The following is a 20,798-nucleotide window of genomic DNA, read 5'->3' as shown; positions in this document are numbered from 1 at the left end:
CCTCGTCAAACGCCAGTCTGGCAGCCAGACCACGCGCATTCAAACGGATTTATGAGTGCTGCCTCTCAAGGCGTCAGCCTGTGTGAATACGCAGGATTCCCAGCACGGTTGTTCAAACGCCGCCTGGATCGTTCATTTTCGGGAACACATCGCCATGCAGGTCAGCAAATCGAACAAGCTCGCCAACGTCTGCTACGACATTCGCGGCCCAGTGCTCAAGCACGCCAAACGCCTGGAAGAGGAAGGCCATCGCATCCTCAAGCTGAACATCGGCAACCCGGCGCCTTTTGGTTTCGAAGCGCCGGACGAAATCCTCCAGGACGTGATCCGCAACCTGCCGACAGCCCAGGGCTACAGCGACTCCAAGGGCCTGTTCAGTGCGCGTAAAGCCGTCATGCAGTACTACCAGCAGAAACAGGTAGAAGGCGTCGGCATTGAAGACATCTACCTGGGCAACGGCGTTTCCGAACTGATCGTGATGTCGATGCAGGCCCTGCTCAACAACGGCGACGAAGTGCTGGTGCCGGCTCCCGACTATCCGCTATGGACCGCCGCCGTGAGCCTGTCCGGCGGCAACCCGGTGCATTACCTGTGCGACGAGCAGGCCAACTGGTGGCCGGACCTGGCCGACATCAAGGCCAAGATCACGCCGAACACCAAGGCGCTGGTGATCATCAACCCGAACAACCCGACCGGCGCGGTGTATTCGAAAGAAGTCCTGCTGGGCATGCTGGAACTGGCCCGTCAGCACAATCTGGTGGTGTTCTCCGATGAGATCTACGACAAGATCCTGTACGACGATGCCGTGCACATCTGCACCGCCTCGCTGGCACCGGACCTGCTGTGCCTGACCTTCAACGGCCTGTCCAAGTCCTATCGCGTCGCCGGTTTCCGTTCCGGCTGGATTGCCATCTCCGGTCCGAAACATCACGCGCAAAGCTACATCGAAGGCATCGACATGCTGGCGAACATGCGCCTGTGCGCCAACGTGCCGAGCCAGCACGCGATCCAGACCGCCCTCGGCGGTTATCAGAGCATCAATGACCTGGTGCTGCCGCAAGGGCGCCTGCTCGAACAGCGCAATCGTACCTGGGAATTGCTCAACGACATTCCCGGCGTGAGCTGCGTCAAGCCGATGGGTGCGCTGTATGCGTTCCCGCGCATCGACCCGAAAGTCTGCCCGATCCACAACGACGAGAAATTCGTGCTCGACCTGCTGCTGTCGGAAAAGCTGCTGGTCGTGCAAGGCACCGCCTTCAACTGGCCATGGCCGGACCACTTCCGCGTCGTGACCCTGCCACGCGTCGATGACCTGGACATGGCCATCGGACGAATCGGCAACTTCCTCAAATCCTATCGCCAGTAATCGGCCTGGCCGCGTGCGACTTTCCAACGAAAGTCGCACGAGGATCAATTCAGCAACATATCTTTATCCCTCGCCGGGCATCCCCGCTTCAATTGTCCACCGACGCTCTGTTTCATGACCGCGCCCAACACTGACGGGGCTTGCGATGCGAATCGGCTGACAATCGCTTCCCATATCCACGTCGGAAATGCCCTGCAAGCGGCTAGACTCTTGCTGTAGGACACAGTTTGAAATAGTCACCCGGTTGAATAGCCCGGTGCAGCACCTTATATACCCCGCAGTACGCTACATCTTTAGCAAAAGGAGATTTCTACAACCATGATGCGCATCCTGCTGTTTTTGGCCACTAACCTGGCGGTCGTGCTGATTGCCAGCATCACCCTGAGCCTTTTCGGCTTCAACGGGTTCATGGCGGCCAACGGGGTTGATCTAAACCTCAATCAGCTGCTGATTTTCTGTGCGGTCTTTGGTTTCGCCGGTTCCCTGTTCTCGCTGTTCATCTCCAAGTGGATGGCGAAGATGAGCACCAGCACCCAGATCATCACCCAGCCACGCACACGCCACGAGCAATGGCTGCTGCAAACGGTCGAGCAACTGTCCCGCGAAGCTGGGATCAAGATGCCGGAAGTCGGGATTTTCCCGGCCTATGAGGCAAACGCCTTCGCCACCGGCTGGAACAAGAACGACGCACTGGTCGCGGTCAGCCAGGGCCTGCTCGAACGATTCTCGCCGGATGAAGTGAAAGCCGTTCTGGCCCACGAAATCGGCCACGTGGCCAACGGTGACATGGTCACCCTGGCGCTGATCCAGGGCGTGGTGAACACCTTCGTCATGTTCTTTGCACGGATCATCGGCAACTTTGTCGACAAGGTGATCTTCAAGAACGAAGAAGGCCAGGGCATCGCCTACTACGTGGCGACCATCTTCGCCGAACTGGTCCTGGGCATCCTGGCCAGCGCCATCGTCATGTGGTTCTCGCGCAAACGCGAATTCCGTGCAGATGAAGCCGGTGCACGCCTGGCGGGCACCAACGCGATGATCGGCGCCCTGCAACGCCTGCGTGCAGAACAGGGCCTGCCGGTGCACATGCCGGACACCCTGAACGCGTTCGGCATCAACGGTGGCATCAAACAAGGGTTCGCCCGCATGTTCATGAGCCACCCGCCGCTGGAAGAGCGTATCGACGCATTGCGTCGTCGGGGCTGATCAGGCTCGGCACCAAATGAAAAGGCCCGCAGTGAATGCGGGCCTTTTTTTGTCTGCTGATTATTGTGGTGCTCATTCCGGCCCCTTCGCGAGCAAGCCCGCTCCCACATTTGATCTCTGACGTTCACATATTCTGTGTCCACTGAAGATCGAATGTGGGAGCGGGCTTGCTCGCGAAGGGGCCGGTAAAGTCAACATCGATTACCGAGCAGAAACCCGATAAACCCGCTCCTCAAGCCGCGTCACGCCACTCTCGATAAACTTCCAGCTCTCACCCAGAACATCCTGGTCTTCCAGGATCTTCAGCGACCACACCGCGCCGAACAACCGTTGCACTTCATCATCAAGCACAGCAAACGGCGGTCCGTCTTTTTGCGCCTGGTCATAATCCAGCGTGATCAAAAGCCCCAAAGAGTCTTTGGGCAGAATCCGGTTCAGATGAGCCGCATATTGCTCTCGCATTTTCGGTGGCAAGGCAATCAACGCAGCTCGGTCGTACAGTGCGCTGCAATCGGCAACATCGCCGGCAGTCAAGGCGAAGAAATCACCACACCAGATCTCGATCGAACCCGCCCGATACACCGTAAAAGGCCCTTGATCGCTGACATCCGGGTCAAATTGGTGTTCGTGGAAAAAGTCTTCCACTGCTTTTTCCGACAACTCGACACCCAACACTTCGTGACCGCATTTCGCCAGCCATAGCAAATCCAGGCTTTTCCCACATAACGGCACCAGCACGCGCGCTCCGTCCTCCAGACCCAACTGAGGCCAGTACCGTTGCAGATATGGATTCACTTCCGGCAGATGAAAGCCGATCTGATTCGACGTCCACCGCTTGTGCCAAAACTCCGGCTGCATAAATATCTCCGAAAATTCGATCAAAACACCCTAAAACTTATATTAGATTTAGATCAATGATCTGACTGAAGATGACGCCATCTTAACTCTCAGGAGCTCATTCATGTTGCCCAGCCTGTATATATCCCATGGTTCGCCCATGCTGGCCCTGGAACCCGGTGCCAGCGGGCCGGCCCTCGCGCGCCTGGCAGCCGAATTGCCGAAACCCAAGGCCATCGTGATTGTTTCCGCACACTGGGAAAGCAATGAGCTGCTGGTCAGCGGCAATCCTCAACCTGAAACCTGGCATGACTTCGGTGGCTTTCCCAAGGCATTGTTCGAGGTGCAATACCCGGCGCCCGGCGATCCACAGTTGGCCGCAGAGGTGGTCGAGCTGCTGAAGCGCAGTGACTTGCCCGCACACATCGACACCAAACGGCCCTTCGACCATGGCGTATGGGTGCCTTTGTCGTTGATGTATCCGCAGGCGGATATCCCGGTGGTGCAAGTCTCGCTGCCTACACGCGGCGGCCCTGCCCTGCAGACCCGCGTCGGGCACGCACTGGGCAGCCTGCGCGAACAGGGCGTGCTGTTGATCGGTTCCGGCAGCATCACCCACAACCTGCGCGAACTGGACTGGCATGCCGGCCCGGAAAGCGTTGAACCGTGGGCCAAGGTATTCCGCGACTGGATGATCGAGAAACTTCAGGCCAACGACGAAACCGCGTTGCACGATTACCGTCAGTTGGCACCGAACGCCGTGCGTAACCATCCAAGTGATGAACACTTGCTGCCGTTGTACTTTGCCCGCAGTGCCGGAGGCACATTCAGCGTGAGCCACCAGGGATTCACCATGGGTGCCCTGGGCATGGACATCTACCGCTTCGGGTAATGCAAGAACCCGGGCCTGCGGCGGCCAGGCTCAGACCACATCGACACCGACATGAATCGCATCGTGCCGCCAGAATTCCAGGTCACAATCGATCAGCCGCTCATGCTGATCGTAATTGACCCGGGCGATGCGCAACCCCGGGCTCCCGACCGACACCCGTAACGCCGCAGCGGCATCCACCGACAAGGCCGTCGGCACGATCTCGAATCGCACCCGCCCGTAATGCAAGTCGTAATGCCGCGCGTACAGCTCGGTAATCGACTGATTCAGATCGAACTCCAGGATCCCTGGAAAATACTGCGGATTGAGGTAGTGCTCCACGTACAGCACCAGTCGCTCATCAATTCGCCGCGCGCGGCAGATCTGAATCACACTCGACAACGCCGGCAACTGCAGCCAGGCACAGATTGCAGCCGACGCCGGTTGCAACCGCGCCGAAATCACTTCGGTGGACGGCACTCGCCCCTGAGCGCTGACCATCGCGTGGAAGTGACTGCGCTGCATCAGGTTGTAAGCCAGGCGTGGCGGCGACACGAACCAGCCGCGACGCTCCTCGCGATAAATCTGCCCTTGGGCCTCCAGCTGCAACAGGGCTTCGCGCACGGTAATGCGTGTGGTCCCGAACAACTCACTGAGCTTGCGCTCCGCCGGTAACTTGCTGCCGGGCGCCAGGAGCCCGTGATCGAGCTGTTCCTGAAGAACCTGCCCGATGGCTGTCACCGCTTTGGTTGTCTCGATGCGCATCAACGTTACCTATCTGGACTAGACCAGCACTGTTTCGGGGCGAAACCGTCATTTGAAACGGCTTCGTCAACTTTCAGCAAGCCTAGGCACTGCAGATGACTGACAGATGACAAAGGCGCTGAACGGTTAGGCCAGACGCCTGCAATTTCATGGCCAAGTCCTTTCATATCAGCTCTTTAGCCATGGTCTACGCTTATCCCGAAGCCTGAGTGTTGTTGCACAAAAGATAGAGGAGGACCGCTGGTCGACATCAAAATGTCATCAGAGGCGCCTAGATTGGCTCAGGTATTGCTGACCTAGACCAACACCACCGCAATCGCAGCGTGAAAACGCCCAAAGGAGCTTCGGATGAAAAAGCTTTTCCTGGCATCACTGTTAGGCTCGACCATTGCCATGTGCACCGCCGCCATGGCGGCTGATGATTTGAAAACCCTGGAAGCCGCAGCGAAAGCGGAAGGTGAGGTCAACAGTGTCGGTATGCCCGACAACTGGGCCAACTGGAAAGGTACCTGGGATGACCTGGCCAAGAACTACGGCCTGAAACACATCGACACCGACATGAGCTCGGCCCAGGAAATCGCCAAGTTCGCCGCTGAAAAAGACAACGCCACCGCCGACATCGGCGACGTCGGTGCAGCGTTCGGCCCGATCGCGGTCAAGCAAGGCGTGGTCCAACCCTACAAGCCAAGCACCTGGGCTCAGATTCCTGATTGGGCGAAGGATAAAGAAGGCAACTGGGCACTGGCCTACACCGGCACCATCGCATTCATCGTTAACAAAAAGCTGCTGCACGGGTCGGATGCCCCGACCAAATGGGCCGATCTGAAAACCGGTAAGTACAAGGTTTCCATCGGTGACGTCAGCACTGCTGCACAAGCCGCCAACGGCGTACTGGCTGCAGCCCTTGCCAATGGTGGCGATGAGAAGAACCTTCAGCCGGCGCTGTTGCTGTTCGCCGACATCGCCAAGCAAGGCCGCCTGTCCATGGCCAACCCGACGATTGCCACCATGGAAAAGGGCGAGATCGAAGTCGGCGTGGTCTGGGACTTCAACGGCCTGAGCTACAAGGCCAAGATGGCCAACCCGGATGACTACACCGTGCTGATCCCATCCGATGGCTCGGTGATTTCCGGTTACACCACCATCATCAACAAATACGCCAAGCACCCTAACGCCGCCAAACTGGCCCGCGAATACATCTTCAGCGACGCCGGCCAGATCAACCTGGCGCGCGGCAACGCTCGTCCGATCCGTGCTGAACACCTGACATTGCCAGCCGATGTTCAGGCTCAGTTGCTGCCGAACGAGCAGTACAAAAAAGTGACTCCGATCAAGGACGCGGACGCGTGGGAGAAGACCTCCAAGGCCCTGCCGCAGAAGTGGAACGAAGAAGTCATCGTCGAGATGAAGTAACACTGTAGGAGCCGGCTCGCTGGCGATTGCATCACCGCAGTGCTCAGACAGACCGCGGCGCATGGATCGCCAGCAAGCCGGCTCCTGCAAATTTTATCGATCCACCTGTTTCGCGGAGTTCCGCCCCTATGAAGCACAACGTCATCCTTGTCGTGCTCGACGGCCTCAATTACGAGGTCGCGCGCCACGCCATGGGGCACCTGCAGGCTTACGTTGGCGCAGGACGCGCGGCGCTCTATAAACTGGAGTGCGAACTGCCGGCCCTGTCCCGACCACTTTACGAATGCATCCTGACCGGCGTCACGCCGATCGACAGTGGCATCGTCCACAACAACGTTTCGCGCCTGTCCAATCAACGCAGCATCTACCATTACGCCACTGACGCAGGCCTGAAAACCGCCGCCGCGGCCTATCACTGGGTCAGCGAGCTGTACAACCGGTCGCCGTTCGTGGCCGCCCGGGACCGACACACTGACGCCCCCGAACTGCCGATCCAGCACGGCCACTTCTACTGGAACGATCACTACCCGGATTCGCACCTGTTCGCCGACGCGGAAAACCTGCGCCTGCGCCACGCACCGAACTTCCTGCTGGTGCACCCCATGAATATCGACGACGCCGGGCACAAGCACGGCCTCGACACCGCGCAATACCGCAACAGCGCCCGCTCGGCGGACATTATTCTCGCCGACTACCTGCAAGGCTGGCTCGACGCCGGTTACCAGGTGCTGGTGACCGCCGACCACGGCATGAACAATGACCGCTCCCACAATGGCCTGCTGTCGGAAGAACGTGAAGTGCCGCTGTTCGTGCTCGGCGACGCCTTCAGTTTGAACGCCAGCGCCGCACCGAAACAAACCGAAATCTGCGGCACCGTCTGCGAACTGCTGGGCGTGGCCCACGACAAACCTGTGTGCCGGGAGCTGCTCAAGTGAACGCCATGACTCGCGGCAAATGGCTGGCGGCCTTGTGCCTCGTGCCCTTCGCACTGTTTTTTATCGTGTTCGAGATCGCCCCGCTCATCTGGGTGATGATCAACAGCCTGCAATCGGAAGAGTTCGGCTGGGGCCTGGCCAACTTCACCAAGATCTTCAATTCGAAGTTCTATCTGCAGGCGATCCAGTACAGCCTCGAGATCAGTTTCTGGTCCAGCGTGTTCGGGATCATCATCGCGGTGCTCGGCGCTTATTCCCTGCGCCGTGTCGACTCGAGGCTGCGTAACTTCGTCAACGCCTTCGCCAACATGACCAGCAACTTTGCCGGCGTGCCTTTGGCCTTCGCGTTCATCATCCTGCTGGGCTTCAACGGCAGCATCACCATCATGCTCAAGCAGGCCGGGATCATTCAGGATTTCAACCTGTACTCGAAAACCGGGCTGATCATTCTCTACACGTATTTCCAGATCCCCCTCGGTGTGCTGCTGCTCTACCCGGCCTTCGACGCCCTGCGTGAGGACTGGCGTGAATCTGCCGCGCTGCTGGGCGCCAACGGCTGGCAGTTCTGGCGGCACATCGGTTTGCCGGTCCTGACACCGGCACTGCTCGGCACCTTCGTGATCCTGCTGGCCAACGCCCTCGGCGCCTACGCCACGGTTTACGCACTGACCACCGGCAACTTCAACGTGCTGCCGATCCGCATTGCGGCGATGGTCTCCGGTGACATTTCCCTGGACCCGAACCTCGCCAGTGCGCTGGCCGTTGTGCTGGTGGCGTTGATGACCCTGGTCACCATCGTGCATCAGCTGCTGTTGAAGAGGAGCTACCATGTCTCGCGCTGAATTGGGCCCCGTCGGTATCTATCACCGCGTCGTGGTTTACCTGCTGTTTGCCATTCTGTTGCTGCCACTGGTTGGCACGCTGATCTACTCGATTGCCAGCAGTTGGTCGGCGACCATTCTGCCCAGCGGCTTCACCGTCAAATGGTATGTGCAGTTGTGGAGCGATCCGCGATTCCTGAGTGCTTTTGGCCAATCACTGCTGGTCTGCGTCGGTGCGCTGATCCTGTCAGTGGTGCTGATTCTGCCCCTGTTGTTCGTGGTGCATTACCACTTCCCGAAACTCGATGCGCTGATGAACATCCTGATCCTGCTGCCCTTCGCGGTACCACCGGTGGTGTCGTCGGTGGGACTGTTGCAGCTTTACGGTTCGGGGCCGTTCGCGATGGTCGGCACGCCATGGATTCTGATCGGCTGCTACTTCACCGTGGCGCTGCCGTTCATGTACCGGGCAATCACCAACAACCTGCAAGCGATCAACCTGCGCGACCTGATGGACGCCGCCCAACTGCTCGGCGCCAGCACTTTTCAGGCGGCATTCCTGGTGGTGCTGCCTAACCTGCGCAAAGGTCTGATGGTCGCATTGCTGCTGTCGTTCTCGTTCCTGTTCGGTGAGTTCGTGTTCGCCAACATCCTCGTCGGCACCCGCTACGAAACCCTGCAGGTCTACCTCAACAACATGCGTAACAGCAGCGGCCACTTCACCAGTGCGCTGGTGATTTCCTACTTTTTCTTCGTACTGGTTCTGACCTGGGCGGCCAATATCTTGAACAAGGACAAAAGCGAATGAGCTATGTCAGCGTCCAACATCTGCAAAAGAATTACGCGGGCACCACGGTGTTCAGCGACATCAATTGCGAAATCCAGAAGGGCGAATTCGTCACCCTGCTCGGCCCGTCCGGTTGCGGCAAATCGACGCTGCTGCGCTGCATCGCCGGGCTGACCTCGGTGGATGGCGGCAAGATCTTGCTCGATGGTGTCGACATCGTGCCACTGAGCCCGCAAAAACGCGGGATCGGCATGGTGTTCCAAAGCTATGCGCTGTTCCCGAACATGACCGTGGAACAAAACGTCGCCTTTGGTTTGCGCATGCAGAAGGTGAACAGCGACGACAGCCAAAAGCGCGTTGCCGAGGTGTTGAAACTGGTGGAACTCAACGATTTCGCCGCCCGTTATCCGCACCAACTGTCCGGCGGTCAATGCCAGCGCGTCGCCCTCGCCCGCTCATTGGTGACCCGCCCACGCCTGTTGCTGCTGGACGAACCGCTGTCAGCCCTTGATGCACGGATTCGCAAGCATTTGCGCGAACAGATCCGCCAGATCCAGCGCGAGCTCGGCCTGACCACGATCTTCGTCACACACGATCAGGAGGAAGCGCTGACCATGTCTGACCGGATTTTCCTGATGAATCAGGGAAAGATCGTACAGAGCGGCGACGCCGAAACCCTCTACACCGCGCCGGTGGATGTGTTCGCTGCCGGCTTTATCGGCAACTACAACCTGCTCGACGCCGACAACGCCTCGAAATTGCTGCAACGACCGATTACGCATCGCATCGCGATTCGCCCGGAAGCCATCGAACTGAGCCTGAACGGCGAACTTGACGCACAAGTGCGCAGCCACAGCCTGCTGGGCAACGTGATTCGCTACAGGATCGAGGCCCGGGGCGTGGAACTGGTGGTGGATGTGCTCAACCGCTCGGCGGCCGATCTGCATCCCGATGGTCAGCGGCTGGCGCTTTCCATCGATCCGACGGCCCTGTGTGAGGTAGCCTGATGCCTTTGCTGATGTTGAAGAGAGAACTGCACTGATGGCCCTGGCAATTTTTGATCTGGACGAAACCCTGATCCACGGCGACTGCGCCACCCTCTGGAGCGAGCAAATGGGTCGCCTGGGCTGGGTCGATCCCGAGTCGTTCATGCGGCAGAACAACGAATTGATGGACGCTTACAGCCACGGCAAGCTGCGCATGGAGGATTACATGACCTTCAGCCTCGAGCCGATGATCGGACGCACGCCGGAAGAGGTCGACCATCTGGTGGGGCCGTGGGTGGAAGACTTCATCGAACCGATCATCTTCAGTGACGCCACCAAAGCCATCGCCGCGCACCGCAAGGCGGGTGACCGGATTCTGGTGATCTCGGCGTCGGGTACGCACCTGGTCAGGCCGATTGCCGATCGTCTGGGCATCGACGAGATTCTGGGCATCGAGCTGGAAGTGCTGCATGGAGTTTACAGCGGTCACACCGTCGGCACGCTGACCTACCGCGAAGGCAAGATCACGCGCTTGCTGGAATGGCTGGATGCGGAAGAGGAAAACCTGGAAGGCGCGAGTTTCTACTCGGATTCACGCAACGATTTACCGTTGTTGCTGAAGGTGGATTTCCCACACGTGGTAAACCCTGATCCGGTATTGCTCGAACATGCCGAAAAAGCCGGCTGGCCGATCCATATCTGGAAATAACGCAGAACCCTGTAGGAGCGAGCTTGCTCGCGATGGACGTTAACTGTAACGCGGCAAACCTGACACACCACGGCGCTCTCAGGTTCATCGCGAGCAAGCTCGCTCCTACAAAGGTCAGGTCAGGCTTTCGTCAATCACCAGCACCAACTTCCCCTCCACCTTATTACTCGCCAACTCCGCAAACGCCGCTTCCGCATCCTTGATCGCAAACGTCCTGGCCAACTGCGGACTCAACCGCCCTTCGGCAAACAGCGGCCAGACGTGCTGGCTCAAATCACTGAACAGATCCGCCTTGAACTGATCGTCACGACTACGCAAAGTCGAACCCAGCAGCTGCACACGCTTGGCCAGCACCTGCGCCAGGTCCAGCTTCGCTTCACGGCCGCCCATCAAGCCGATCAGCACCCAACGGCCATCGCGGGCCAGCAGTTTCAGGTTCAGTGCGGCGTAGTTTCCGCCCACCGGATCGAGAACCACATCGAACGGACCCAGGTCGCTCAGACTTTCAAGATCGTCGGTGCGTACCACACCACCCTGGGCACCCAGCGCTTCGCAGTAAGCCAGCCGCTCGGCAGAACCGACACTGACCCAGCACGGGTTGCCAAACGCCTTGCACAGCTGAATGGCAGCTGAACCGATTCCACTTGCCCCGGCGTGCAGAAGAACTTTCTCACCCGGCTTGAGCGCAGCCAATTGAAACAGATTCAGCCAAACGGTCGCGTAGACTTCGGGGAGCGCTGCCGCCTCGGTGAGGGACAATCCTTCTGGTACCGCCAGCACATGCCGTCCGTCGACAACCACCTCTTCGGCCATCCCACCCCCGGCCAGCAAGGCGCAGACCCGATCACCGACCTGCCACGACGAACCCGGGCCGACCTCACTGATCACTCCGGAACACTCCAGACCCAGTACCTGACTGGCCCCCGGCGGTGGGGGATAAAGTCCCGCCTTCTGTAACAAATCGGCGCGATTGAGGCCCGCTGCCGCCACACGAATGCGAACTTGCCCTACATCACATGTAGGACTGGGCTCTTCAAGCCACTCCACTTGACCTTCCACGCCTTGCAATGCTTTCACAGTGCCTCCATAGTGAGTCTGGACTGAGCCCGAAGCTGTATCGCCGGGCTTTTTGCATTATGCGACCGGCCCCTTGTGGAACCGGCGACTTCAAAGACGGCCTAATATGCGTTATCAATTGTCCCCGCGTCGAATCAGCATGAAGCATCTGTTCCCCAGCACCGCACTCGCCCTATTTATTGGTATCGGCCTGATGCCGATGTCGAGCAATACGTTCGCAGCCAATAGTTGGGACAAGCTTCAGCCTGATCGTGACGAAGTGATCGCCAGCCTGAATGTCGTCGAGTTACTCAAGCGCCACCACTACAGCAAGCCGCCGCTCGATGACGCGCGCTCCGTGATCATCTACGACAGCTACCTCAAGCTGCTGGATCCGTCGCGCAGCTACTTCATGGCCAGCGACATTGCCGAATTCGACAAGTGGAAAACCCAGTTCGACGATTTCCTCAAAAGCGGCGACCTCAACGCCGGGTTCACCATCTACAAGCGCTACCTGGACCGTGTAAAAGCGCGTCTGGACTTTGCCCTTGCGGAGCTGAACAAGGGCGTCGACAAGATCGACTTCACCACCAAGGAAACCTTGCTGATCGATCGCAAGGACGCACCTTGGCTCAAGTCCACCGCAGAGCTCGACGACCTGTGGCGCAAACGCGTCAAGGACGAGGTCCTGCGGCAGAAGATCGCGGGCAAGGACTCCAAGCAGATTCAGGAAACGCTGACCAAGCGCTACAAGAACCAATTGGCGCGCCTGGACCAGACCCGCGCGGAAGACATCTTCCAGGCCTACATCAACACGTTCGCCATGTCCTACGACCCGCACACCAATTATCTGTCGCCGGATAATGCGGAGAACTTCGACATCAACATGAGCCTGTCCCTCGAAGGCATCGGCGCCGTGTTGCAAAGCGACAACGATCAGGTAAAAGTCGTGCGCCTGGTGCCTGCCGGCCCGGCCGACAAGACCAAGCAGGTCGCACCGGCCGACAAGATCATCGGCGTTGCCCAGGGCAACAAAGAGATGGTCGACGTGGTCGGCTGGCGCCTGGACGAAGTGGTCAAGCTGATCCGCGGTCCGAAAGGCACCGTGGTGCGCCTGGAGGTCATCCCGGCCAGCAATGCGCCGAACGACCAGACCACCAAGATCGTGCCGATCACCCGCGAAGCGGTGAAGCTTGAAGACCAGGCGGTGAAGAAATCGGTCCTCAACCTGAAACAGGACGGCAAGGATTACAAGCTCGGCGTCATCGAGATCCCGGCCTTCTACCTGGACTTCAAGGCCTTCCGTGCCGGCGATCCTGATTACAAGAGCACCACGCGCGACGTCAAGAAACTGCTGACCGAGCTGCAGAAGGACAAAGTCGACGGCGTGGTCATCGACCTGCGCAACAACGGCGGCGGTTCCCTGCAGGAAGCCACCGAGCTGACCAGTCTGTTCATCGACAAAGGTCCGACCGTTCTGGTGCGTAACGCCGATGGCCGGGTCGATGTGCTGGAAGATGAAAACCCGGGCGCGTTCTACAAAGGCCCGATGGCGTTGCTGGTCAACCGCTTGTCCGCCTCGGCTTCGGAGATTTTTGCCGGCGCCATGCAGGACTACCATCGCGCGCTGATCATTGGCGGCCAGACCTTCGGCAAAGGCACCGTGCAGACCATTCAGCCGCTGAACCATGGCGAACTGAAACTGACCCTTGCCAAGTTCTATCGGGTTTCCGGTCAGAGCACGCAACATCAAGGCGTTCTGCCGGACATCGATTACCCATCGATCATCGACACCAAGGAAATCGGTGAAAGCGCCCTGCCGGAAGCCATGCCTTGGGACACCATCCGCGCGGCGATCAAGCCGGCGAGCGATCCGTTCAAACCGTACATCACACAGCTCAAATCCGAGCATGACGTGCGCACGGCCAAGGACGCGGAGTTCGTGTTCATCCGCGACAAACTGGCCCTGGCACAGAAACTGATGGCGGAAAAAACCGTCAGCCTCAATGAAGCCGATCGTCGTGCGCAACACGCCGATATCGACGCCAAGCAGCTTGTCATGGAGAACATCCGTCGCAAGGCCAAAGGTGAAGAGCCGCTCAAAGAGCTGAAGAAAGAAGACGAAGACGCCCTCGCGGCCGAGCCGGACAAAACCAAACCAGAAGACGATGCCTACCTGAGCGAGACTGGTCGGATTCTGTTGGACTACCTGAAACTCAACACCGCGGTCGCCAAGCACTGAGGGGTGGCAAACAAGATGATGGCAATTTAATGCTGACGCCCCCGTAGCGTCATCAAACAGTCATCATTCTGTCGTGAAATAAAGGACTGGGAGCCTCTTTTATCCAAGAGCGCTCCCAGTCCTTTTTTTATCGCCAGAGACCGCCATGACCACTACCGAACAGCTGAGTGCGTTGAGTTCAATATTGACTCAAAGCGGTTTGCACAGCCTGTTCCAGCCAATCATTTCGCTCTCTGAACGACGAATAGTCGGCTACGAAGCCCTCAGCCGCGGCCCCTCCAACAGCCCACTCCACTCGCCCATCGCCTTGTTCGCCGTCGCCCGCCAGGCCGGTCGTTTGAACGAGCTGGAAATTGCCTGTCGCGAGAGCGCTTGCCGACGCTTCAATGAACAGCAACTGCCGGGCAAAATCTTTCTCAACGTATCACCGGAGTCCCTGCTCGAAGCGGCCCACCAACCGGGTCGAACCCTGCAACTGCTGCAGGATTTCGGCATACCGCCCAGCCAGGTGGTCATCGAACTCACCGAACAGACCCCGACCGACGATTTCCAGCTGCTGCAGAACGCGCTGCATCACTATCGGGCGATGGGATTTTCCATTGCACTGGATGATTTGGGAGCGGGTTATTCGAGCTTGCGCCTGTGGTCCGAGCTGCGACCTGACTATGTGAAGATCGACCGGCACTTCATCGACGGCATTCATCAGGATGCCCTCAAACGCGAGTTTGTCGGATCGATCATGCAAATCGCCAAAGCCTCTCGGGCGCAAGTGATTGCTGAAGGTATCGAACTGCCAGAGGAACTCGCGGTGTTGACCGATATGGGCGTCGATCTGGTCCAGGGCTATTTGCTGTGCCGGCCGCAGGAACATCCGCCAAGGGATGCTCGAAGCCTGATGCCCAAGCAGGACAGCTCCGCCGTGGCGCTGAACGATGAAGGCAGCGACCTCAGCGCCCTTTTGAACGATCAGCCAGCGGTCACGCGGGATACGCCGACAGCGACAGTACTGGAAGCCTTCCGCCGCCAGGCCAACCTGAACTCGCTGGCGGTGCTCGACGACTACGGCCATCCCTGTGGCATCGTTCACAGGCATTCGCTCTCGGACGCCCTGCTCAAGCCCTTTGCCACCGACCTGTTCGCCCGCAAGCCGATCAGCCGGCTGATGAATGACGACTTCCTCGCCGTCGAGCTGAGCCAGTCGCTGCAACAGGTCAGCCGCCTGATCACCAGCCGAGCCCGACAACGCATTGAAGAAGACTTCATCATTACCCTGAACGGCGGGTATCTGGGGTTGGGCCGGGTGATCGACGTACTGAAGCTGATTACCGAACTGAAGATCCAGCAGGCCCGCTATGCCAACCCGCTGACCCTGCTGCCGGGCAACGTACCGATCCAGCAATGCCTGACGCGCCTGCTGCAACAGCAACGGGAATCGGTGATCTGCTACGTGGACATCGACAGTTTCAAACCTTTCAACGACATCTATGGCTACGGTCGCGGGGATGAAGTCCTGCTGTGCCTGGCGCAATGCCTGAATGATCGCGTCGACCCTTCACGCGATTTTGTCGGGCATATCGGCGGCGACGATTTCCTGCTGGTGCTTGGGCCGGAAGACTGGCGCAAACGCTTGAACCAGTTGCTCGACGATTTCCAGAGTCAATGCCGGCGCTTCTACCGCAGCGAACACTTGGAAGCCGGCTGCTTCATCGCCCCAAATCGCCAGGGTGTGCGACAGGAATTTCCGTTGTTATCGCTGTCGATCGGCGTGGTGCATTTACATCCACAGGCCTGTGGACAACTCGATGCGAGCCAGTTGGCGGAAATGGCGTCGCAGGCCAAGCATCACGCGAAGAATGTGCCGGGGTATAGCGTGCATGTGATTGATAGTTTGGCGGTGCCGGTGCGAGAGGATGAATTGCTGATGGGGCTGCGGTGATTGAACGAAAGCCTTCGCGATCCGACTTGCCCGCGAAGGCGCCAGCCGGTCGACTCAAATCAAAGAAGTTCACTCTGAACCGCGAGACGCCAACTCTTTCAGCTTCATCTCGGCCAACGGATGTCCTGCTTTCGCAGCCATCGCCCAAAACCGAACTGCCTCATCTGGATCCGGCGCCTTGCTCGCCGTCCCGGCCAAGCAGATCACGCCCACCTGATACGCCGCCTTGCCATCACCCGCCAACGCCGCCAGACGCAGCAAGCGGACACCTTCCTCACGAGCACCAAGCCCCACGCCACGAAAGGCCAGAATGTGGCCATAGAAGCTTTGAGCGCTGACGTCACCCAGATTGGCCATGCGCGCGAACTGGCCTTCGAGCCAGCTCCAGCCACGGGGCTGGCGCACGAACCATGACCAATGAAACAACCTGCGGGCCAACCAGTAACCGGCCCGCGCCTTCAGTCGCAAAAACACTCAGGCCTCGGCCGATTCAGGGTATTCGTACTCGAAAACCCGCACCACTTCCGAGGCATGCCAGGACGCGGCAGCGACACCATCGGACGGCCCAGAGAAACGCCCCAGGCGCTCGACACATTCAAAAAAGCCGGTACGTGGCAGGCGACTGGCGCCCTGACTGATCACCAGCGAACTGCGCAAGGGTTGTTCGGCCTTGGCGTCCAGCGCGGCCAGATGTTCAAGCGCCGCAGTCAAGGTTTGCATGGCCGGTGTCGGGAGCTGCAAACGCTCCAGCAACGCGCGATAAGTCAGCAGATGTCGCTGGCGGCGCGCCTGATCCAGCTCGCCCAGCAACCCGTCCCAATGTTGACGACTGATGCGTACGCTCACGATTCTTCCCTCCACCCTGGCACCGTCAATTCCCAGGCCAGGCTGCGGCGAATCGCAGCGTCGGGTTGACGCTCGCCACTTTCGATCAAGGCCAGATAAGACGGGCTGATGCCTACCGTGCGGGCGAGCGCCTCGATGGCGATGCCCTTCCCTTCGCGCAAACTGCGTAGTTGATCCAGACCTGGAAGAATCTGGTCTGGTGCTGCGGCGTGACGCACTGGCGCGTCGGGTGCCGGTTGCTGATTGATACCTGCTGCTTTCAGTAGAGCCTGATACTGAGCCCACGGCAGAACCGCATATTCGGGCTCGCCTTCGCGTGTGATTATCTGAATATCCATGACTTCCCCGTAGGACAACGACACTTAGCGAGTCGGCGCTTTTCCCTAGAAGTGTAATCCTAACAGCGGCCAAGGTCGCGGGGGTATGAATATAGGGATGATCCTGAATCGGCTCAGTTATTTTTCGGTCCCTGAAGCTGAAGTTGCTCAGGGGTATCGGGCAGTCGCTCGACCACCGCGAGTTTTTCCGGCAACTGGCGGTTGCGCCAGGCGCGGAAAGCGTTGAGTTCGTCATCGAGGACTTTCATCAGCCAGGCGAGCACGGCGATGTCATCGAGCATGCCGAACATCGGGATGAAATCCGGAATCGCATCCACCGGGCTCAGGAAGTACATCAAGCCTGCCACCACAGAGATCAGCGCTTTCGGGCTGATCGCCCGGTATTCGCCGCGCCAGTACGCCAGGCACAGCGCCTGCAACAGGCGCAGGTCCTCTTTGAGCTTGCCCAACCGGTTGCCCTGGCTGGCGCCTTTGCTGGCCACCGCGAACAACAGCGTCGGCAATCGTCCACGAGCGAGCAGGCGTCCGGCCAATGGCAGGAAACGAGCGAAATTCCAGGGTGCTTTCATCATTCCTCCCGCTGAAATGTTATCCACACAAATTGTGGATAACCTTGTGAACAGACCTGCATTTCTCGGCTGAAAGCCCCGTTTCATAAGGGCTTTGCTCAGATCGGGCGTTTTTTACTCACATAAAAAAACCCAAGATTTCATTGACTTGGCGCTCTGGCGCGGTTAGCGCAGCGTCCTCAATGGCTATGACTCCAGCGTACCGCATCTGTTCGCTTTGTTTACCCTCACCAACCGCCAGATGCAACAACGCCCCGCATAAGCGAGGCGTTGTTGTCAGAGCAGACGCTGATTACTTCGCGGCGTCGTCTTGCTTGGCTGGATCCTTGATCGCCAGCAGTTCCAGGTCGAATACCAGCACCGAGTTGGCTGGAATCGCCGGGCTTGGGCTTTGGGCGCCGTAAGCCAGTTCGCTAGGGATGTACAGTTTGTACTTCTCGCCAACGTGCATCAGTTGCAGGCCTTCGACCCAACCCGGGATCACACCGCTGACCGGCAGATCGATCGGGCTGCCGCGCTCGACGGAGCTGTCGAAGACGGTGCCGTTGGTCAGGGTGCCGGTGTAGTGAACGGTCACTACGTCAGTCGGCTTAGGCTGTGCGCCGTCGGCTTTCTTGATCACTTCATACTGCAGGCCCGAAGCAGTGGTGGTGACACCGGCTTTCTTGGCGTTATCTTCGAGGAATTTCTTGCCGGCGGCTGCCGACTCTTCGCTCATTTTGGCCATGCGCTCTTCAGCACGCTTTTGCAGTGCAGCGAAGGCTTCGACCAGTTCTTCGTCCTTCAGCTTCTGTTCTTTCTTGCCGACGGCATCTTCGATGCCCTGGGCTACGGCTTTGGAGTCCAGATCATCCATGCCTTCCTGAGCCAGGCTCTTGCCCATGTTCAGGCCAATCCCGTAGGAAGCTTTTTGCGCCGGGGTTTTCAGCTCTACGCTGGTCTGCGAATCACAACCCGCAAGTACCAGGCTAACCAGGGCCACCGCCGCCGCCAACCGATGCTGTTTCATGCTATTTCCTTGTTCATGCGCCTAAAGGGCAATCGAGTAAAGCCGCGAGCTTATCAGGCGGCCACGACCAATGGCTACCGGCATGAGAGCAGGAAACTTCTGATAAGTTCAGGTGTTTTAACGCATTTCCGGAATCGGATGATGAAGCTTCTGTCATCTTCCCCTCACAGACACAACTGACCTGTCCCACATTACTTGGCGTAATGGCCACTTGCCGCACGCCCGCAGCTAAGGCATAAGAGAGCGACAAATCGACAAGGATGTTTATCTTGCGCCTCTTTTATCGCTTGCTGGTTCTGATCGTTGCGTTGCTGGGCATCTGCCTGGCCGTGATTCTGTATTACGTCGCCAACCCGAAACTGCCGACCTGGACACCTGCGCAGCAGGTGCATTACCTGGAGCAGTGGAGCGCGACTGACCGCCAGACCTACTACTTCACGCCCCAGGGTACTCAAGTCAAAGGCTTGCGCTACGACTGGTTCAACGCGCTCGAGCTGCCTTTTTCGCAACAGCGGTTTGCCGCTCCGGAATACCTGGCACGTTTCGGTTTTCTGGTCGATCCCGGGCAGAAAGCCACAGCCAACAACCCTGGTAACCTGCCCGTGGGCTTTGCCCGCCATCAAAACCCAGGCACCCCTGATCAGTTTCTGGACATCACCTGTGCCGCCTGCCACACCGGCGAGTTGCGTTTCAACGGTCAGGCTATCCGCATCGATGGCGGTTCGGCGCAGCATGTCTTGCCTTCCAGCGTTCCTACACTGCGCGGTGGCAGTTTCGGACAGGCACTGGTCGCCAGCCTCGCTTCGACTTACTACAACCCATGGAAATTCGAGCGTTTCGCTCGCAACGTGCTGGGCCAGGACTACGACGCCCGGCATCAACAATTGCGCAAAGACTTCAAGACCTCTCTCGACACCTTCCTGAAAGTCGCCTGGAACGACACTCACCGAGGCCTTTACCCGACCGAGGAAGGCCCTGGCCGTACCGACGCGTTCGGGCGTATTGCCAACGCCAGTTTCGGTGACGCGATTTCACCCACCAATTATCGGGTCGCCAACGCGCCGGTCGACTATCCACAACTGTGGGACATGTGGACCTTCGATTGGGTGCAGTGGAACGGTTCGGCACAGCAGCCGATGGCGCGCAATATCGGTGAGGCCCTGGGGGTAGGCGCCACGCTGAATTTCTTCGACAGCAACGGACAACCACTCAAGGGCGACAATCGCTACCCATCCAGCGTCCGGGTGCGCGATTTACACCAGATCGAAGAAACCTTGCAGCGACTCAAACCGCCGGCCTGGCCAGAAGATCTGCTGGGTGCCATCGACAAACCGCTGGCGGCCAAGGGGCGTGCACTGTTTACGGAAAACTGCGCCGGTTGCCACGTGCCGCGGACGACTCAGGAAGGCGAGCGTTGGGTGCAGCATTTGCACATGCTGCCCGTCGACGTCATCGGCACCGATCCGACTGCCGCGAACAACATCGCCAGCCACCGTTTTGATCTGACAGCCCTGCAATGGGACCCGGCAGAACTGGCGCAGATGGACGTGAAGTTGCACCCCGAACCCAAGGAACCGCTGGACTTGAGCCAACTGTCGGTCGCCAAGGGCCTGGCCTACGTCACTGCATTCGTCGAGGACCGCGCTTACCGTGAGGCCAAGGTCACGACGGCGGAGAAGCCGAGGCTCGACGGCTTCGGCCTGCCGATCGGCGTTCGAGAAAAAGTGGCCTACAAGGCCCGCCCTCTGGCGGGCGTGTGGGCGACGGCGCCGTTTCTGCACAACGGCTCAGTGCCGAGCATTTATCAACTGCTATCACCCCAGGATGAACGCGCGACCACCTTCTACAAAGGCACGTTCGACTACGATCCGCGACACCTGGGCTATCGCACCGAAGCCTTCACCAACGCATTTCTGTTCGACACGCGCATTACCGGCAACCACAACAGTGGCCATGAATTCCGCGCCGGCGAGCGTGGCAACGGGGTTATTGGCCGGTTGTTGCAACCCGAGGAGCGCTGGGCGCTGCTGGAGTACCTGAAAGTGCTGGGCGGCCCGCTGGAGACGCAACTGCCATGATCATGACCACCTTCAAAAAGGATTTACC

20 protein-coding genes are annotated in these 20,798 nt (G+C 58.8%); 12 read left to right on the top strand and 8 right to left on the bottom strand.

What is annotated here, in order from left to right:
* Positions 1 to 154 precede the first annotated feature (154 nt).
* Both FBY04_RS08345 and htpX read left to right on the top strand, forming a co-directional pair.
* Positions 155 to 1,366 (top strand): pyridoxal phosphate-dependent aminotransferase, encoded by a 1,212-nt coding sequence (locus FBY04_RS08345; protein ID WP_008030363.1) that lies wholly within the window; start codon positions 155 to 157, stop codon positions 1,364 to 1,366.
* Between the two features lie 318 nt (positions 1,367 to 1,684).
* Positions 1,685 to 2,572: a protease HtpX gene (htpX, locus tag FBY04_RS08340; RefSeq protein ID WP_084321112.1), complete on the top strand. Its 888-nt coding sequence runs from the start codon at positions 1,685 to 1,687 to the stop codon at positions 2,570 to 2,572.
* A 201-nt stretch (positions 2,573 to 2,773) separates the two neighbouring features.
* Here htpX and FBY04_RS08335 read toward each other — a convergent pair whose 3' ends face one another.
* On the bottom strand, positions 2,774 to 3,430 hold the full coding sequence (locus FBY04_RS08335; RefSeq protein WP_084321111.1) for a thiopurine S-methyltransferase: 657 nt from the start codon (positions 3,428 to 3,430) through the stop codon (positions 2,774 to 2,776).
* A gap of 103 nt (positions 3,431 to 3,533) precedes the next feature.
* Between FBY04_RS08335 and FBY04_RS08330 the strand changes: the two genes are divergently transcribed.
* Positions 3,534 to 4,301, top strand: a complete 768-nt coding sequence (locus FBY04_RS08330; protein ID WP_145314950.1) for a class III extradiol ring-cleavage dioxygenase — start codon at positions 3,534 to 3,536, stop codon at positions 4,299 to 4,301.
* Between the two features lie 30 nt (positions 4,302 to 4,331).
* On the opposite strand, the gene FBY04_RS08325 is transcribed toward FBY04_RS08330, so the two are convergent.
* On the bottom strand, positions 4,332 to 5,045 hold the full coding sequence (locus FBY04_RS08325; RefSeq protein WP_084321109.1) for a UTRA domain-containing protein: 714 nt from the start codon (positions 5,043 to 5,045) through the stop codon (positions 4,332 to 4,334).
* Positions 5,046 to 5,393: 348 nt separating this feature from the next.
* On the opposite strand from FBY04_RS08325, the gene FBY04_RS08320 reads away from it, so the two are divergent.
* The 6 genes from FBY04_RS08320 to FBY04_RS08295 all read left to right on the top strand — a co-directional run bounded on the left by FBY04_RS08320 (position 5,394) and on the right by FBY04_RS08295 (position 10,696).
* Positions 5,394 to 6,458, top strand: coding sequence for an ABC transporter substrate-binding protein (locus FBY04_RS08320; protein WP_084321108.1), 1,065 nt, complete (start codon positions 5,394 to 5,396; stop codon positions 6,456 to 6,458).
* 128 nt (positions 6,459 to 6,586) lie between these two features.
* A complete protein-coding gene (locus tag FBY04_RS08315) occupies positions 6,587 to 7,393 on the top strand; it encodes an alkaline phosphatase family protein (protein ID WP_084321107.1) in 807 nt (268 codons plus the stop codon).
* Positions 7,394 to 7,398: 5 nt separating this feature from the next.
* Positions 7,399 to 8,235 carry an ABC transporter permease subunit gene (locus FBY04_RS08310; protein WP_167362964.1) on the top strand — a complete coding sequence of 279 codons (837 nt, stop codon included), beginning with the start codon at positions 7,399 to 7,401 and terminating at the stop codon, positions 8,233 to 8,235.
* The gene (locus tag FBY04_RS08305; RefSeq protein WP_008040901.1) at positions 8,222 to 9,022 is read left to right on the top strand and encodes an ABC transporter permease; all 801 of its coding nucleotides are present in this window, start codon (positions 8,222 to 8,224) and stop codon (positions 9,020 to 9,022) included. The genes FBY04_RS08310 and FBY04_RS08305 overlap by 14 nt, the downstream gene beginning before the upstream one ends.
* Positions 9,019 to 10,008: an ABC transporter ATP-binding protein gene (locus tag FBY04_RS08300; protein WP_008030381.1), complete on the top strand. Its 990-nt coding sequence runs from the start codon at positions 9,019 to 9,021 to the stop codon at positions 10,006 to 10,008. Before FBY04_RS08305 ends, FBY04_RS08300 begins: the two co-directional genes overlap by 4 nt.
* A gap of 34 nt (positions 10,009 to 10,042) precedes the next feature.
* Complete coding sequence (locus FBY04_RS08295) at positions 10,043 to 10,696, top strand: HAD family phosphatase (RefSeq protein WP_084321105.1); 654 nt, start codon at positions 10,043 to 10,045, stop codon at positions 10,694 to 10,696.
* A gap of 114 nt (positions 10,697 to 10,810) precedes the next feature.
* Here the strand turns inward: FBY04_RS08295 and FBY04_RS08285 are convergent, their stop codons facing one another.
* Positions 10,811 to 11,773, bottom strand: a complete 963-nt coding sequence (locus FBY04_RS08285; RefSeq protein WP_145314948.1) for a zinc-binding dehydrogenase — start codon at positions 11,771 to 11,773, stop codon at positions 10,811 to 10,813.
* Positions 11,774 to 11,912: 139 nt separating this feature from the next.
* Here FBY04_RS08285 and FBY04_RS08280 point away from each other — a divergent pair, with 139 nt between their 5' ends.
* Positions 11,913 to 13,994, top strand: coding sequence for a carboxy terminal-processing peptidase (locus FBY04_RS08280; RefSeq protein WP_167362936.1), 2,082 nt, complete (start codon positions 11,913 to 11,915; stop codon positions 13,992 to 13,994).
* Positions 13,995 to 14,139: 145 nt separating this feature from the next.
* Complete coding sequence (locus FBY04_RS08275; protein ID WP_084321101.1) at positions 14,140 to 15,930, top strand: bifunctional diguanylate cyclase/phosphodiesterase; 1,791 nt, start codon at positions 14,140 to 14,142, stop codon at positions 15,928 to 15,930.
* Between the two features lie 69 nt (positions 15,931 to 15,999).
* On the opposite strand, the gene FBY04_RS08270 is transcribed toward FBY04_RS08275, so the two are convergent.
* From FBY04_RS08270 to FBY04_RS08250, 5 genes are all read right to left on the bottom strand, one after another.
* Positions 16,000 to 16,404: a sel1 repeat family protein gene (locus FBY04_RS08270; protein ID WP_145314947.1), complete on the bottom strand. Its 405-nt coding sequence runs from the start codon at positions 16,402 to 16,404 to the stop codon at positions 16,000 to 16,002.
* Positions 16,405 to 16,776 (bottom strand): hypothetical protein, encoded by a 372-nt coding sequence (locus FBY04_RS08265; RefSeq protein ID WP_003223109.1) that lies wholly within the window; start codon positions 16,774 to 16,776, stop codon positions 16,405 to 16,407.
* Positions 16,773 to 17,114, bottom strand: coding sequence for a helix-turn-helix domain-containing protein (locus tag FBY04_RS08260; RefSeq protein WP_084321099.1), 342 nt, complete (start codon positions 17,112 to 17,114; stop codon positions 16,773 to 16,775). The genes FBY04_RS08265 and FBY04_RS08260 overlap by 4 nt, the downstream gene beginning before the upstream one ends.
* Positions 17,115 to 17,227: 113 nt before the next feature.
* Positions 17,228 to 17,683, bottom strand: a complete 456-nt coding sequence (locus tag FBY04_RS08255) for a YkvA family protein (protein WP_145314946.1) — start codon at positions 17,681 to 17,683, stop codon at positions 17,228 to 17,230.
* Positions 17,684 to 17,975: 292 nt separating this feature from the next.
* A complete protein-coding gene (locus FBY04_RS08250) occupies positions 17,976 to 18,692 on the bottom strand; it encodes an FKBP-type peptidyl-prolyl cis-trans isomerase (protein ID WP_084321097.1) in 717 nt (238 codons plus the stop codon).
* Between the two features lie 269 nt (positions 18,693 to 18,961).
* Here FBY04_RS08250 and FBY04_RS08245 point away from each other — a divergent pair, with 269 nt between their 5' ends.
* Positions 18,962 to 20,770, top strand: a complete 1,809-nt coding sequence (locus tag FBY04_RS08245; RefSeq protein ID WP_145314945.1) for a di-heme-cytochrome C peroxidase — start codon at positions 18,962 to 18,964, stop codon at positions 20,768 to 20,770.
* The last annotated feature ends 28 nt before the right edge of the window (positions 20,771 to 20,798 follow it).

Source organism: Pseudomonas sp. SJZ080, from assembly GCF_007828295.1.
Taxonomy (GTDB): domain Bacteria; phylum Pseudomonadota; class Gammaproteobacteria; order Pseudomonadales; family Pseudomonadaceae; genus Aquipseudomonas; species Aquipseudomonas migulae_A.
This window is presented reverse-complemented; position numbering and strand designations above follow the sequence as displayed.